13 protein-coding genes are annotated in these 15,913 nt (G+C 60.7%); 8 read left to right on the plus strand and 5 right to left on the minus strand.

Going from position 1 to position 15,913, the window contains the following annotated elements:
* Positions 1-8 precede the first annotated feature (8 nt).
* The 3 genes from AMM41_RS13205 (at position 9) to AMM41_RS13215 (ending at position 5,741) form a co-directional block, all read left to right on the plus strand.
* Positions 9-3,107, plus strand: a complete 3,099-nt coding sequence (locus tag AMM41_RS13205; protein WP_089959277.1) for an efflux RND transporter permease subunit — start codon at positions 9-11, stop codon at positions 3,105-3,107.
* A gap of 29 nt (positions 3,108-3,136) precedes the next feature.
* A complete protein-coding gene (locus AMM41_RS13210) occupies positions 3,137-4,735 on the plus strand; it encodes a phosphoethanolamine transferase (RefSeq protein ID WP_089959281.1) in 1,599 nt (532 codons plus the stop codon).
* 304 nt (positions 4,736-5,039) lie between these two features.
* Complete coding sequence (locus AMM41_RS13215) at positions 5,040-5,741, plus strand: SDR family oxidoreductase (RefSeq protein WP_089959285.1); 702 nt, start codon at positions 5,040-5,042, stop codon at positions 5,739-5,741.
* A gap of 31 nt (positions 5,742-5,772) precedes the next feature.
* On the opposite strand, the gene AMM41_RS13220 is transcribed toward AMM41_RS13215, so the two are convergent.
* Together AMM41_RS13220 and AMM41_RS13225 are read right to left on the minus strand one after the other, a co-directional pair.
* Complete coding sequence (locus tag AMM41_RS13220) at positions 5,773-6,555, minus strand: DUF6671 family protein (RefSeq protein WP_228769271.1); 783 nt, start codon at positions 6,553-6,555, stop codon at positions 5,773-5,775.
* Positions 6,556-6,626: 71 nt separating this feature from the next.
* Positions 6,627-7,634, minus strand: coding sequence for a sodium-dependent bicarbonate transport family permease (locus AMM41_RS13225; protein WP_089959289.1), 1,008 nt, complete (start codon positions 7,632-7,634; stop codon positions 6,627-6,629).
* Positions 7,635-7,718: 84 nt separating this feature from the next.
* On the opposite strand from AMM41_RS13225, the gene AMM41_RS13230 reads away from it, so the two are divergent.
* A complete protein-coding gene (locus tag AMM41_RS13230; RefSeq protein ID WP_089959292.1) occupies positions 7,719-8,615 on the plus strand; it encodes a LysR family transcriptional regulator in 897 nt (298 codons plus the stop codon).
* A gap of 207 nt (positions 8,616-8,822) precedes the next feature.
* Here the strand turns inward: AMM41_RS13230 and AMM41_RS13235 are convergent, their stop codons facing one another.
* The 3 genes from AMM41_RS13235 to AMM41_RS13245 form a co-directional block, all read right to left on the minus strand.
* The gene (locus tag AMM41_RS13235; protein ID WP_089959296.1) at positions 8,823-9,926 is read right to left on the minus strand and encodes a glycosyltransferase family protein; all 1,104 of its coding nucleotides are present in this window, start codon (positions 9,924-9,926) and stop codon (positions 8,823-8,825) included.
* A gap of 121 nt (positions 9,927-10,047) precedes the next feature.
* Positions 10,048-11,586 (minus strand): cryptochrome/photolyase family protein, encoded by a 1,539-nt coding sequence (locus AMM41_RS13240; protein ID WP_089959300.1) that lies wholly within the window; start codon positions 11,584-11,586, stop codon positions 10,048-10,050.
* A 41-nt stretch (positions 11,587-11,627) separates the two neighbouring features.
* Positions 11,628-11,798, minus strand: coding sequence for a DUF2256 domain-containing protein (locus AMM41_RS13245; RefSeq protein ID WP_089959303.1), 171 nt, complete (start codon positions 11,796-11,798; stop codon positions 11,628-11,630).
* A gap of 87 nt (positions 11,799-11,885) precedes the next feature.
* Between AMM41_RS13245 and AMM41_RS13250 the strand changes: the two genes are divergently transcribed.
* The 4 genes from AMM41_RS13250 to AMM41_RS13265 are packed head-to-tail and all read left to right on the plus strand — an operon-like array spanning position 11,886 to position 15,890.
* Positions 11,886-12,491, plus strand: coding sequence for a glutathione peroxidase (locus AMM41_RS13250; protein ID WP_146186253.1), 606 nt, complete (start codon positions 11,886-11,888; stop codon positions 12,489-12,491).
* A gap of 20 nt (positions 12,492-12,511) precedes the next feature.
* Entirely contained in the window at positions 12,512-13,831 is a 1,320-nt protein-coding gene (locus AMM41_RS13255; protein ID WP_089959549.1) for an NAD(P)/FAD-dependent oxidoreductase, read from the plus strand.
* On the plus strand, positions 13,828-14,619 hold the full coding sequence (locus AMM41_RS13260; protein WP_089959310.1) for a DUF1365 domain-containing protein: 792 nt from the start codon (positions 13,828-13,830) through the stop codon (positions 14,617-14,619). Before AMM41_RS13255 ends, AMM41_RS13260 begins: the two co-directional genes overlap by 4 nt.
* Before the next feature lie 29 nt (positions 14,620-14,648).
* Positions 14,649-15,890 (plus strand): SAM-dependent methyltransferase, encoded by a 1,242-nt coding sequence (locus AMM41_RS13265; protein WP_228769272.1) that lies wholly within the window; start codon positions 14,649-14,651, stop codon positions 15,888-15,890.
* The last annotated feature ends 23 nt before the right edge of the window (positions 15,891-15,913 follow it).

Here is a 15,913-nt window from a genome sequence, read left to right on the forward strand (position 1 = left end):
GGGACGTCATGCTCAACGTCTCTTCCTGGTCGATCCGCAACCCGATCCCGGCCGTCATGCTGTTTGTGCTGCTGACGCTGGCTGGTTTCATCGCCTTTGGGTCCATGAAAGTGCAGAACTTTCCGGATCTGGATGTGCCCACCATCTCGGTCACCGCCAGCCTGCCCGGTGTTGCGCCCTCGCAGCTCGAAACCGATGTGGCCCGCAAGCTCGAAAACGCGCTGGCCCCGCTGCAGGGCCTGAAGCACATCACCACCAAGGTGCAAGACGGTGTGGTGTCCATCACCGCCGAGTTCCGCATGGAAAAACCCAGCCAGGAGGCGGTGGATGATGTGCGCTCGGCCATCCAGGGCGTGCGGGCCGATTTGCCCGGCGACCTGCGCGACCCGGTGGTGCAAAAGCTCAACCTGGCCGGCTCGCCCGTGTTGGCTTACACCGTTCGCTCGTCGCGCATGGACGACGAAGCCTTGTCGTGGTTGGTGGACAAAGACATCACCCGCAAGCTTTTGTCGCTGCGCGGCGTGGGTGCCGTCAACCGCGTGGGCGGCGTAACGCGCGAGGTGCGTGTGGCGCTCGATGTGAACCGCTTGCAATCGTTGGGCATCACGGCGGCCGAAGTCTCGCGCCAACTCAAGCAGGTGCAGCAAGAAGGCTCGGGTGGGCGCATGGATTTGGGTGCGGGCGAACAACCCGTGCGCACCTTGGCCACCGTCAAGACGGCGCAAGAGGTGGGGCAAATTGAGCTGGCCACATCGCGTGGTGGCAGCGTTCGCCTGGACCAAGTGGCCACCGTGAGCGACACCCTGGCCGATGCCCGTTCAGCAGCCAGCCTCAACGGTGTGCCCGTGGTCGGCTTTGAGGTGGTGCGCAGCAAAGGCGAGAGCGAGGTGGCCGTGGGCCGCTTGGTGCGCCAGGCGCTGGCCGAATACCGATTGCAAAACCCGGACATCGAAATCACCGAATCCTTCGACTTTGTGACGCCGGTGGAAGAGGAATACAACGGCTCACTCGTGCTGCTGTACGAAGGCGCGATTTTGGCGGTGCTGGTGGTGTGGCTGTTTTTGCGCGACTGGCGGGCGACCTTTGTGTCGGCGGTGGCGCTGCCGTTGTCGGTCATCCCGGCCTTCATCGGCATGGCGTATTTGGGGTTTTCCATCAACGTGGTGACTTTGCTGGCGCTGTCCTTGGTGATCGGCGTGCTGGTGGACGACGCGATTGTCGAGGTGGAAAACATCGTGCGCCATTTGCGCATGGGCAAGTCGCCGTACCAGGCGGCCATGGAAGCGGCCGACGAAATCGGTCTGGCGGTGATCGCCACCACCTTCACCCTGATCGCGGTGTTTTTGCCCACGGCTTTCATGAGCGGCATTCCGGGCAAGTTCTTTAAACAGTTTGGCTGGACGGCGTCGCTGGCGGTGTTCGCCTCGCTGGTGGTGGCGCGGGTGCTCACGCCCATGATGGCGGCGTACATCTTGAAGCCCATCGTCACGGCCGCGCACGAGCCGGGTTGGCTCAAGCGCTACATGGTCTGGGCCACTTGGTGCATGAAACACCGCTTGGTCACCATGGTGCTGGCCACGCTGTTTTTCATCGGCTCCATCATGCTGGTGCCGCTGCTGCCCAAGGGCTTCATTCCGCCGGACGACAACTCGCAAACCCAGGTCTATGTGGAACTACCACCGGGATCGACCTTGGCGCAAACCCAGGCCAGCGCTGAGCACGCCCGCACGCTGCTCATGACGGTGAACGATGTGAAAAGCGTTTACACCACCATTGGTGGCGGCAGCGCAGGCTCTGACCCGTTTGCTGGCGGTGGCGCGGCCGAGGTGCGCAAGGCCACGCTCACCATCCAGCTGAGCGAACGCGGCACACGCCCGCGCAAGCAGGTGATTGAAAACGACATCCGTACCGCGCTGCAGCAACTGCCCGGCGTGCGCAGCAAAGTGGGCCTGGGCGGCTCGGGCGAGAAATACGTGCTGGTGCTCACGGGCGAAGACCCGCAGGCCCTGCAAACCGCCGCCATGGCCGTGGAGCGTGACCTGCGCACCATCCAGGGCTTGGGCTCGATTGCGTCCACCGCCAGCTTGGTGCGCCCCGAGATCGCGGTACGCCCCGACTTTGCCAAAGCCGCCGACCTGGGCGTGACCAGCGCGGCCATCAGCGACACCTTGCGTGTGGCCACGCTGGGCGACTACGACCAGGCATTGCCCAAGCTCAATTTGTCGGAGCGGCAGGTGCCCATCGTCGTGAAACTGGGTGACGAGTCACGGCATGACCTGAGCACACTCGAGCGCCTGATGGTGCCCGGCAGCCGTGGCCCCGTCATGCTCGGCCAGGTGGCCAGCATCGAGGTGGCGGGCGGCCCGGCGGTGATTGACCGTTATGACCGTCAGCGCAACATCAACTTCGAGATCGAGCTGTCGGGCATGCCCTTGGGCGACGTGACAGCGGCGGTGCAAAAGCTGCCTGCCCTGCAAAGCCTGCCACCCGGCGTGAAGATCGTGGAGGTGGGCGACGCCGAAGTCATGGGCGAACTGTTCGCCAGCTTTGGCCTGGCCATGCTGATCGGTGTGCTGTGCATCTACATCGTGCTGGTGCTGCTGTTCAAAGGCTTCTTGCACCCGATCACGATTTTGGCGGCGCTGCCGTTGTCGCTGGGCGGCGCGTTTGTGGGCTTGCTGATCGCACAAAAGAGCTTCTCCATGCCCTCGCTCATTGGCCTGATCATGCTCATGGGCATCGCCACCAAAAACTCCATCTTGTTGGTGGAATACGCGATTGAAGCGCGGCGCGGCAAACCCGCCGAGGGCGATCACCCCGCCGTGCCGCCCATGAGCCGCTGGGACGCGATTTTGGACGCCTGCCACAAGCGGGCACGGCCGATTGTCATGACGACGATTGCCATGGGCGCGGGCATGCTGCCCATTGCCGTGGGCTGGGGCGCGGCGGATGCGAGCTTTCGCTCACCCATGGCGATTGCCGTGATCGGCGGCTTGCTCACCAGCACGGTGCTGAGCTTGCTGGTGGTGCCCGTGGTGTTCACGTATCTGGATGATTTGGGGCAGTGGTCAGGACGGATGTTCAAGAAGGTGACGCGGGGGGCATGAGCGCCGCCTGAGCCGCTTTGACGAACACCATGTCACCCCAACTGCTTCGCCTGTTGTCGGCCGGCTTGGCCCTGAGCACCTTGATCTTGGCGCTGGTGCTGGCTTACGAGGGCAAACGGATTGTTCAGATGATGGTGCTGGCTTTGCCTGCTGTGCTGTGCTTGTGTTGGCCCAGCCGGCGCAGGGGGTGGCGAGTGCTGCAGATGGTTTTTGCCGGCATTTTGGGGTTTGCCTTCATCCTGGATGCCGCTGTGCGCGGCTTTTTGCTCGACGTTTATGGGGCCAGCCCGGCCAGTGCCATGGTCATCGCGGCGGTGGCCAACACCACCGCCCAAGAAGCCACGGAGTTCATGGCGATGCACGCCGGCCGTGTGTGGCTTTGGGCATTTTTTGTGCTCATGTCGCTGGCCATCTTCATGGCCACGCTTGTGGGGTGGTGGCGCATGCCTTCACCAACTTGGAAGCTCGCAGGCTGGCGCTTGGGGGGCCTCTTGTTGCTGCTGACTTGGGTGGTCCTGTCTTTGGCCATCAAACCTTGGCGGCAACACCATCCGATGCTTTTTTGGACGGACTGGGTGGCTGACGTGTCTTCTTTGCGTGAGCAATGGGCCAACCTGGGCGAGCAGCGCCAACGTTTGATGGCAAATGCGCAGAAGCAAAAACCGCTCACCACGGCAGATGCCCCCGATACCGTGGTGTTGGTCATCAGCGAAAGCATCAACCGGGGGCACTTGTCTTTGTATGGCTATCCGCGTCAAACCACACCCCAGCTCATGCTGCGTCAACAAACGCAAGCCAATCGCTTGGGTGTTTTCAGGCATGCGTGGTCTACCGATGCCAGCACGATTGCGGCCCTGCGCAATTTCTTTTACTTGGGTCAACCCGAGCGTGCACAACAGCACTTGCTGGCGCTGGCTGCAACAGCAGGCTATCAGACTTGGTGGATCAGCAACCATGACGATCTTGCCATTGACCAAGAACATGCGCAGTTGGCGGATTCGGTTCACATGCTGAATAAAACGCCTGGACGCTCTGGCTTGTCACTCGATGAAAGTACTTTGCCCGTGCTGGACGCAGCCTTGCAAGACTCAGCACCACGCAAATTGATTGTTTTGCATTTGCTGGGCTCGCATCCGCATTACCAGTTAAGGCACCCCCAAGAGCGGGTCCCTTTTCACAACGCCAAGGATGGCATCTACCAAGGCATGAAAGATCAGGGCCGTTCAACGCGGGTCAGAAGTTTGCGCAACGACTATGACTCGGCCATCCATTACCACGACAGTGTGGTGGCAGCTACTTTGGATTTGACACGCAAGTATGGGAAGAAGGCCGCATGGGTTTATTTTTCGGACCATGGGCAAGAGGTGGGCCACGCGGGCGAACATGTGGGTCACAGCGCCTTGACGGCCGATGGCTACCGTGTTCCTTTGCTGTTGTGGGCTGATGCCATGGCCTCTTTGCCCAGCTCAACTTTTTTGCAACCGGTTCGCACCGATTGGCTGGGTTACAGCGTGGTGCGCTTGCTCGGCATCGATTGGTTGGGGCATGTCCCGCAGCAGGATGTACTCGACCCGATGTACCAGTGGAAACCACCGGCTTTGGACATGGTGGCCGACTTTCGATCTTGAGGATTTCTGGTTTCCATTCGCTTGGCTCATTGATCCGGCCCGGTGAAGTTTGCATGAACGCTTTTTTTGTGGGAGCGACGCCCTCGTCGCGATAAAGCCCCGCAGACCACCCAGAATCGCCCCGAGGGCGGGGCTCCCACAATGCCCCCATCGCTGATGACTGTACCCAAGGCAAGCCTTGCACTTCAAACTTCACAGGGCCGGATCAATACATGGGCGAAGGCACAGACACAACCATTTCGTGACCGTGTTGCAAAATCTCCATCGGACATTCGATAAACAACACAAGACAAAGGACCTGCAAATGAGCAACAAAGTGGCGATGGTGTTAGGCGGCGGCAGTGGCATGGGTGCGGCTGCGGCGCGTAAGCTGGCCCAGGATGGCTTTCAGGTGGCAGTGTTGTCTTCGTCTGGCAAGGGCGAGGCACTGGGGCGTGAGTTGGGGGGCATTGGTTTGACAGGCTCCAACCAATCGAGCGAAGACCTGCAAAAGTTGGTTGACCAAACCATGGCGCGCTGGGGCCGCATCGACGTGCTGGTCAACAGCGCAGGCCACGGCCCCAAAGGCCCGTTGCTGGAGTTGACCGATGCGCAGTGGCACTTGGGGCTCGACATGTATTTCTTGAACGTGGTGCGGGCCGTGCGTCTGGTGGCACCCATCATGGTCCAGCAAAAATCGGGGTCCATCGTCAACATCTCCACCGCTTGGGTGGTCGAGCCCAGCGCGATGTTCCCGACATCGGCTGTGGCACGCGCGGGCTTGGCCGCTTTCACCAAGCTCTTTGCCGACGAGAACGCGGTGCATCAGGTGCGCATGAACAATGTTTTGCCCGGCTGGATCGACAGCCTGCCCGCCCAAGAGCAGCGCCGCCAAAGTGTGCCCATGCAACGCTACGGCACCAGCGAAGAAGTGGCCGCGACCATCGCCTTTTTGGCCTCGGATGCAGCGGCTTACATCACGGGCCAGAGCTTGCGCATTGATGGGGGGTTGATGCGTTCGGTGTGAATGCCTGCGATCAGGCGCATCGCTTGCAGCTTCAAGGGTTGCAGAAATCACACCGCGCAGGATCAGCCCAAGGCTGGGTGGGGACTGCGCGATGTTCTTCGTGGCCGCATTTTTTGCAGCCCCATATTTCGGCTTTGGGCAAACGGGTCAAGCTGCCACACGCACGGCAGGGCAGACCCGGAATCTGCTGGCTCAGCCAGTAGCCCGGCGAGTCACAGCTTGGGCATACCGACAGCAATTTTTGAATGAGCTCTTCGGTGGCTTTGAGGATTATTTTTTGGCGAGTCGGGTTGCAAAAAGCCCGCAGATCGTTTTCGACAAACACCGCCCCATTGGCGGACTTGGCTTGGGCCAGATGGAAGGCTTTCAGCAGAGTCTGGTGATCTCGGATGCCTTTGTCCATGTCAGGGTGCTCGGGGTGTTCGGGCCGCAGCACAAGATGGTGTTCAGGAAACCCGGCCTCGTTGGCAAAGCGCTCGAGCTCTTGAGGGGTTTTGACCATGCTGTGCAAGCTTTGGGCAGGGCCGTGTGCAAAGCCCGTCACTTCAATTTCGTACAAGCGATCGACCCACAACACAACTTCTGTGTTCCAAGGCATGAAAGCGCCAAAAGGGTCGGGGCCAAACGAACCTTCACTGGCCATGCCGACAGATGCACCCGTCAGCGCCATGCCGATGCTGGCTTTTTTGCGGGCTGCGTCGAGTTGGGAACCCGCTCGGGTCAGTTCACGCGTGAACGTGCCCAATTGGTCGGTGTCGTAGCCATCGGTGTGCACCAATTGGCAGCCCAGCGCGGCTTCGAGTGGTTCGCGCACGAGATCCTGCTTGCCATGTTGCGTCAAAAACGCGACGGGGCGACCATCATAAAAACGACCTTTTGCCATGCTCATGTCAGAACGGCCTGCGCTACCGCCAAATAAACCGGAATGCCCAGCACAATGTTGAGCGGAAAGGTCAGCCCCAGGCTCAGCCCAAAATACAGCGCGGGTTTGGCCTCGGGCAAGGCGGTGCGCAGCACGGCGGGCACGGCGATGTAGGACGCGCTGGCCGCCAGCACCATGAGCAAGGCCCCGTTACCGGCTCCCAGATTCAGGCCCCACGCCAGACCCAAGGCCAGGCCCGCGTGCACCAGGGGGCCAACCACCGCATAAGCGATCAGCACGGGCGACTGGCCCTTGACTTGTGGCAAGTTACGCGCCGCCATCAAGCCCATATCGAGAAGAAAGAAGGCCAGCATGCCTTTGAAAAGGTCTACCGAAAACGGTGCCATCGCCTCTTTGCCTGCTTCGCCCGTGACCAAGCCAATCACCATCGCCCCCAAGAGCAACAACTGCGCGCCATCGGTGAAGGACTCATGCAAGATTTTGCCCACCGAGCTGCCAGCCGGAGCAGCAGGACCCCCCAAAGCGGCCACGCCGCCCGCTTGCAGCACAACGCCCGAGGCCTGCTTTTGCCGCAATGAATTGGCCAATACCACCGCCAAGATGATGGCGGGCGACTCCATCAGGGCCATGGCCGCAGCCATGTGCCCGCCGTAGGGCACGCCCTGGTTTTCCAGCGTCTGCACCGCCGTGACAAAGGTCACCGCGCTCACCGAGCCGTACGTGGCGGCCACGGCCGCTGCGTCAAAACCCGAGACAAAGCGCCGCAGCACGGCGTAACCGATGAGCGGGACGACGATGGCCAGCAACACCGCAGCGGCCAAGCTGATGCCCACGTCGGCCGTCAGGCCCGATTGCGACAGCGCAAAGCCACCCTTCAGGCCCAGGGCCATCAAGAGGTAGAGCGACAAAAAGCGGGAGATGGCGGGCGGGATTTCGAGGTTGGATTTGACGGTGCCGGCCAGCACGCCGAAGATGAAAAAGAGGATGGCCGGGTCGATCAGATTTTGCATGGGTGTAGTCCTTGCGCCGATCATAGGAACGGACGGGACACTTGTAAAATCGATTCTTCAACCCTTGAATATAGATAAAAATCTATGAACGTCAGCTTCCGTCAATTGCGATTGTTTCTGGCCTTGGCCGAAACCGGCAGCGTGAGCGCTGCAGCCAAGGTGATGCACGTCACCCAGCCCACGGCCTCGATGCAACTCAAGGACATCAGCGAATCCGTGGGCTTACCGCTGTACGAGTTGGTGGGCAAAAAACTCTACCTGACCGAGGTGGGCCAAGAGCTGGCGCAGACCGCCCGCGCCGTGGCGCACACCTGGGACGCGTTTGAGCAAAACGTGGACGCCGCCAAGGGCTTGTCGCGCGGCAAGCTGCGGGTGGCGGTGGTGAGCACGGCCAAGTACTTCATGCCACACCTGATCGGCAGTTTTTGCAAGCGGCACCCGGCCATTGACGTGTCGCTCGAAATCCTGAACCGCGACGGTGTGGTGCAGCGCCTGCAGGGCAACCTTGATGACCTGTACATCATGTCCATGCCGCCCAAAGACATGGACTTGGGCGACGAGGCCTTCATGCCTAACCCGATCGTGGTGATCGCGCCGACATCCGACCCGCTGGCCAAACGCAGCGCCGTGCCTTTGCACGAGTTGGCTGAGCGCCGCTTCATCTTGCGCGAAAAAGGCTCGGGCACACGCATGGCCGCTGACCAGTTTTTCCGGTCCATGAAGTTCCGCCCCGATGTGCGGCTGGAGCTGGGCAGCAACGAGGCGATCAAGGAGTCGGTGGCCGGGGGCCTGGGAGTGGGCGTGGTCTCGCGCCACGCCCTGCATGGCCACCAAAAAGAAAACGGCGTGAGCGTGATCGATGTGCAGGGCTTTCCCCTGCCCTCGGCCTGGCACATCGTCTACCCTGCCGGCAAAAAACTCTCACCGCTGGCGCTGGCCTTCAAGCAGCATGTGCTCAAGCAGATCAGTCGGCGCAAATGAGTTGGCCCCCGCACCTGCGGCCACGGCTGATGGATTTGGCCCTGTGAAGTTTGTTGCGAACGGTTTGTCTTGCGCACGGCGATCAGCGATGCGATCAGTGTGGGAGCCCCGCCCTCGGGGCGATGGGGTGGTGTTCTGCGAGGCTTGATCGCGGCGAGGGCACCGCTCTCACAAAAAATACGTGGGGTGTTGGTCTATGCCCATCGATCAGACAGACCGCACATTCAAGACGTCCAGTGCAGCACGCAAGGCTGGGCCCATTCTCATCGGCCGCTCGGCCAGATTGGGGAAGGGCACGGGGGCTTGCTGCAGGTGGTGTTGGATGGCTTGCACCATGGCCTGGACATCGTTGATCGGGGTGAACAGCACCAGATCTTCCCAGTCGGCGTGCTGGCCCTGATCGGTGGCGGCTTCAGAAATGACACGCGCACCCAAAGACAGGCATTCACAAATGCGCGTACTTTCCAGCAAGGCGTTTTCGTAATAGTGAATATTGACCACCACCCGGGCTTGGCGCATGGCCTGCCACAGGTCTTGGCCATACAAACTGCGCTCGGCCCGCACCACAAAATGTTCGCCCAGCACTTTGAGAAAGGCTTGTCTTCTTTTGTTTTTCAGATCGCCGTAAAACAGCACATCGCATGTGCCTGAGGCTTCAGAGCCGGTCCACGTGCTTGCATCTGCGGCTCCTGGGTAATGGGCGACTGGCGACAAGGGCACATGAAAAAGCAGGTCGGCTGGCAGACCTTGTTGGATCAAAAACTCGATGTTGCGTGTTGAATAGTCAAAAACGGCCAGCGAGTTGTAAAGCACATTCAGATAGTCGGGGGTGAACCAGCGGGGATGAACGGATTGCTCCATCTGAAAAACGATGCGCTTTTCGCCCGGCGGCAAACGGGCAAACATTTGGGGGCAAATCACCAGATACAGGTCTTCGTCAAAGTCCTCGGGCATGTCGAATTGAATGCGCACCTCCAAGCCCAAAGCCGCTGCATGGGTTTGCAAGGCATGGGCCACAAATGTGGTTGGGCGTGTGCAGACGATGATCAGGGTGCGCACATCACCCAAGGCCTTGTGTTCAATGAGCTGTCGGCGGCGCACTGGCCAATCGTTTTGAGCGGATGGCGCAGGGTTTTGCCAAGCCAAGCGCAGCCAGGCCCGAAAGACCGGGTGAATGTCACCCGTCGGTGGGCAGACCCAGCTTTTGAACAAGGGACGCGGGGCCAATTGGGCATCAAAGACCAGCGATTTCAACCAAGCACGGGGTTTGCCATTGGCATGAAAACCAATTTTTTTGAACAGATGGGCCATGTAGGGATGTCAGCTGACGCACACAAAGAGCCTTGCATTGTCACCAGAAACGCGAGGGACACATTCTTGTGCGCTCCGGTTTCGTGCAGACCATGCGTTGAAGGACTGTGGCAAGGGGCAGTTACACCCCATCCAACCCCGTTCGCACAGCCTCAGCCTGCTGCCCGATCTGCGCCTTGTCCTCAGCGCTCATCTTGCCCACATGCTTGACCATGAGTGCGGTGCGTGGGTTGCCGGCAAAGTCTTGTTCGTGGCGAATCAGAAAATCCCAGTACAGCGTGGTCATGGGGCAGGCGCTGGGGCCGGTGCGCACTTCGGGCTGGTACCGGCAGCCTTTGCAGTAGTTGCTCATGCGGCTGACGTACTGGCCGCTGGCCACATAGGGCTTGCTGGTGAAGCGTCCGCCGTTGGCGTGCAGGGCCATCCCTAAGGTGTTGGGCGTCTCCACCCATTCGACCGCGTCGACATACATGGCTCGGTACCAGGCGCTGACCTGCTGGGGTGACAAGCCTGCAAGCACCGCAAACTGCCCAGTCACCATGAGGCGCTGGATGTGGTGGGCATAACCGTGTTGCAGGCTTTGGCCAATGGTCGCTTGCATGCAGGCCATGTGGGTCTCACCCGTCCAGTACCACTGGGGCAGGTCGCGGGTGTGGCCGTAGTGGTTGGCCTCGGCCATGTGCGGCATGTCCAGCCAGTACACACCGCGAATGAACTCGCGCCAGCCCAGCACCTGGCGGATGAAGCCCTCGACGCTGGCCAGTGGCAAGCCGCGTGCGTGGTAGGCCTGCTCGGCCGCCACAATCACCTCACGCGGGTTGAGCAGGTGCAGGTTCAGGCTGCTGCCCACCAGAGCGTGCCAACCAAAGGGCAGCGTGGTCCACATCGCGTCTTGCCAGGCGCCAAAGTTTTCCAGGCGTTGGTCGATGAAATGCTGCAAAGCCACCAGCGCGTCTTCTCGGGTGACGGGCCAAGCAAAGTGGTCCAGCGTGCCCGGGTGCTGGGCAAAGCGTGTTTGCACCAGCGCGATCACGTCTTGCGTCACGCGGTCGGGTGCAAAGCGGGCGGGCGGGGGTACGGGGCCCGGGCCTTTGGCGCCAAAGCCCTTGCGGTTCTCGGCGTCATAGTTCCATTGCCCGCCAATCGGCTCTTTGCCTTCCATCAGGATGCCGTGGCGTTTGCGCATCTCGCGGTAAAAGAACTCCATGCGCAGCTCTTTTTTGTCCCCTGCCCACTTGGCAAACTCGGCACGGCTGCATAAAAAGTGTGTGTCGCCCACCCAGCGCAACAGAGTTTGGGCTTGCGCCGCGGCGTCTTCGATCAGCCGCTCCATGCGCCAGGCCCCGGTTTCCATCACCACCAGGGCTTGGGGCGGGTCGGTGCGCAAGGCATGGGCCAAGCGGCTGGCAAAGTCCGGGGGCAGCTCGGTGTCGTCCACCTTCATATAGGTGCAGGGCCAGCGGCGGCGGTGCGCTTCGTTGGCAAAATGCCGCATGCCCGACAAGAAAATCGCGATCCGGGCTTGGTGGTTCCAGACTTCACCCGCTTCGCTGTCGGCCTCGATCATCAACAACCGGTCTTGGGCGGGGTCAAAGTCTGCCAAGGCCGGGTTGTCCCAGCCCAGCTGGTCGCCCAAAACCAAAATCAGGTGACGTGTCATGCCTTGTCTTTCGTGGGAGGGGGACATTCAGGATGGGGAGCTCAGGTACTGGCTGCCTTAGACTTGTCGGCTCTGCAACGGTCACTGCAGTACAACACGCTGTCCCAGTTCTTGGCCCAGCTTTTGCGCCAGCTCATGGCCCGGCCACAAACGGCGCAAGGTTTTTGCGGCAAATCCTGTTTGTTCCCCTTAAAACCCGAGGGTTTGGGCATGTTCGTCTCCAATCAAAAAGGGCAGGCGTGACAATGAGAGCAAACAAGTTTAAACTGATCAGTCACAAAATGAATTTTGAAGTGCAAATGAACCACTCATGGGTAAAACAATGGGGTCCCAGCCTGCTTTTGGCCTTGGTGGCTGCCGTGCTGGGCTTGGGACTCGAGTCTGCGCAAGCCAACCCGCAAAAGGCTGGAAACGCTGTGGCCTGCCCCACCCTCCTCAATCACACATTTGACCGCCTGCAAGACGAAAAGCCCCAATCGCTGTGCCAATACGCAGGCAAAGTGGTGCTGGTGGTCAACACCGCCAGTTTTTGCGGTTTTACCTCCCAGTACAAAGGCCTGGAAGCCCTGAACACCCAGTACAAAGACCAAGGTTTGGTGGTGCTCGGCTTTCCATCGAATGACTTTTCGCAGGAAAAAGGCAGCAACAAAGACATTGCCGCCTTTTGCGAAAGCACTTTTGGCGTGAAGTTTCCGATGTTCACCAAAACCCAGGTCACGGGCGATGGCGCGGCCCCCTTGTTCAAACAGCTGACCGCACAAACCGGCCAAAAGCCGCGCTGGAACTTTCACAAATACCTGATCGGCCGCGACGGCAAGGTCATTGACCAGTACAGCAGCATGACCGGACCCGAAAGCAAGACCCTCTTGTCGGCCATCGACAAAGCCCTGAAAGCCCAGCCATGAGCGTGACAAGCAAGCCGCGCATGAAACTGGCCATCGTGGGTTCGGGCATTTCCGGCTTGGCCGTGGCCCACACCCTGAAAGACCATGCCGACATCACCGTGTTCGAGGCGGGTGACTACTTTGGCGGCCACACCCACACGGTCGACATCACACTGCCCACACCCCAGGGCCCGGTCACGCACGGCGTGGACACCGGCTTTTTGGTGTTCAACGAACGCACCTACCCCAACCTGATCAACCTGTTTGCCGAGCTGGGCGTTGAGACTGCCCCGTCCGACATGTCGTTTTCGGTCAAGGTGCCGGGCGCCCTGAACGGCAAAACACTGGAGTGGAGCGGCACCGATCTGAACAGCGTGTTCGCGCAGCGCGGCAACCTGGTCAACCCGCGTTTTTGGCGCATGTTGGCCGACGTGATGCGTTTCAACGCCTTGTGCACGCGCATCGCCAAAGAGCAGCGCGAAAAAGAGCTGCAGCAGCCCCTGTCAGACTTTTTGCGCACGCACCAATTCAGCGAGCCGTTTCGCGACTGGTACTTCTTGCCCATGCTGGGCTGCATCTGGAGTTGCCCAACCGACCAGATGTTGCAGTTCCCGGTGGCGACCATGATCCGGTTTTGCCACAACCATGGCTTGATTCAGGTGACGAATCGCCCGCAGTGGTTCAGTGTGGTGGGTGGTGCCCGAAACTACGTCGAGAAGATCCTGGCGGGTGTGCACGACAAACGCCTGAACACCCCTGTGCGCTTGATCGAGCGCGATGCACAAGGCGTGCGCATCATCACCGACGGCCATGCCGAGCGCTTTGACCAAGTCGTCATCGCCACCCACACTGACCAGGCGCTGGGCATGCTGCGCGAGCCCAACACGTATGAGCGCAGCTTGCTGGGGGCCATTCGCTACCAGGACAACCGCGCCGTGCTGCACACCGACGCCAGCGTGCTGCCCGCCAACCCCAAGACCTGGGCCGCGTGGAACTACGAACGCGCCGCCAGCAGCGAGCGCGAGTCCTCGCGGGTGTGCTTGCACTACTTGCTCAACCGTTTGCAACGCATCCCGTTTACGCAGCCTGTGGTCGTGTCGCTCAACCCCTTGCACGACATCGACCCGGCCACCATCGTGGGCGAATACGACTACGCCCACCCGGTGTTTGACCTGGCCGCCATCGAGGCGCAAAAGCGCCTGCCCTTGCTGCAAGGCCAACAGCACACTTGGTATGCCGGAGCCTGGACAGGTTATGGCTTCCACGAAGACGGCCTGAAATCGGGCCTGCAAGTGGGCCGCGCCCTGCTCAAACTCATCCACGAACAGGCCAGCCCTGTTCAGGATCGACTGGCCGCATGACACCCACCCCGGTCACTGCCCACACCGCGCTCATCGGCTGGGGCCAGGTGCGACACACGCGCCACCGCCCGGCGCACCACGCCTTCGCCTACCCCACCGCGTTTTTGATGCTGCCCATGCGCAGCGTGCAAGCCGGTGTGTGCCGTACCGATCTGGCCATCAACCGCAGCGCCTGGTTTGCCTTTCACGATGCCGACCACGGCGATGGTCGCCCGGCCGAGACGGGCGGGGCCCTGGCTTGGCTCGATACTTTGCTGCAGCGTGAAGGCATCGAAGACGCCACGGGCGAGGTTTGGCTGCAGGCTTTTCCGCGCGTGCTGGGCCATGCTTTCAAACCCGTCAGCTTTTGGTACGCGCACCGCGCCGATGGCAGCTTGGCCGCCATCGTGGCCGAGGTGAACAACACCTTTGGCGAGCGCCACTGCTACCTGCTGCCCGAGCCGCAATACGGCCAAACCCTGCTGGCCCACAAAGTGTTTCACGTTTCGCCTTTTTGTGATGTGCAAGGTGAGTACCGCTTTCGATTTATGCGCACGCAACACAAGGGCCAAGACCGCATCGTGGCGCGTGTGGACCATGGCGACGCCGATGGCCCTTTGATCGACACCAGCTGGAGCGGCGTGCTCGAGCCCGCCACGGCAGCCGCTTTGCGCCGCGTGATGTGGCGCTTTCCGCTGCTGACGTTTGGTGTGGTGGCCCGCATCCACTGGCACGCGCTCTTGCTGTGGCTGAAAAAAGTACCGTTTTGGCGCAAGCCCGAACCGCCCCGCGATTTTGTGACCCGATGAACACTGGACCCCACCGGATGCCGACCTCCATGAAGACTGCTGACCACGCCCAAGCCTTGGGCAGCCGCGCCACCACCATTGCGCACGCCAGCTTGCCCAAAGCCGCAGCGCGTTTGCTGAGCCTCTTGACCCGCCTGAAAATCGGCACGCTCACGGTGCATGCACCCGACGGCAACCTTCAGGTCTTTGGCACACACGAGGCCCCTTTTGCGGCCCTGCACATCCATCGCTGGGACATGTGTGCCGAGGTGCTCAAGTCGGGCGACATTGGTTTTGCCGAAGGCTATATGGCGGGCGACTGGACCACGCCCGATCTGGCCGCCCTGCTGCGCTTGACCATTGCCAACCGCGACCACATCGAAAGCGCGATTTATGGCCACTGGCTGGGGCGTTTGTTTTACCGCATCAAGCACCTGCTCAACCGCAACAACCGCAGCAACAGCCGCAAAAACATCCACGCCCATTACGACTTGGGCAATGCTTTTTATGAGTTGTGGCTGGACGGCACGATGAACTACTCGTCGGCCTGGTTTGAAGGCGACCACACAAAGGACATGGCCGAGGCCCAAAAAGCCAAGGTGCGCCGCGCCCTGCGCATGGTCAACGCCAAGCCGGGCGATCGTGTGCTGGAGATCGGCTGCGGCTGGGGCGCATTGGCCGAGGCGGCCACGACCGAGTTTGGCTCGCACATCACCGGCGTGACCTTGTCCACCGAGCAGCTGGCTTTTGCCAACGCCCGCATGCAATCGCATGGCGTGCAGGCACGCGCTGATTTGCGCCTGCAAGACTACCGCGACATCAACGACGGCCCTTACGACGCGGTGTGCTCGATCGAGATGATCGAGGCCGTGGGCCAGGAATACTGGCCCACCTACTTTCAGACCATCAGCCGCATGCTCAAGCCTGGTGGCCGTGCCTGCGTTCAAAGCATCACGATCGACGACCGCTTTTTTGAGCGCTACTTGCAATCGACCGATTTCATCCAGCAGTACATTTTTCCGGGTGGCTGTTTGCCCAGCCCGAGCGAATTTCGCAAACAAGCACAAGCGGCCGGCCTGCAGGTGGTCGACGAGCTGAACTTCGGCCCCGACTACGCCGAGACCTTGCGCCGTTGGCGCGAAAGCTTCATGGCGCAGCTTGACGTTGTCCGGACGCTGAAATTTGACGACCGATTCATTCGCCTGTGGTCCTTTTATCTGGCCTATTGCGAGGCCGCGTTCGATGAGGCCAACATCGACGTCGTGCAATTCACTTTGGCCAAACCCGGCTGAAACCCATGCTCAACCCACCCCAA

Source organism: Limnohabitans sp. 2KL-3, assembly GCF_001269405.1.
Lineage (GTDB): Bacteria > Pseudomonadota > Gammaproteobacteria > Burkholderiales > Burkholderiaceae_C > Limnohabitans_A.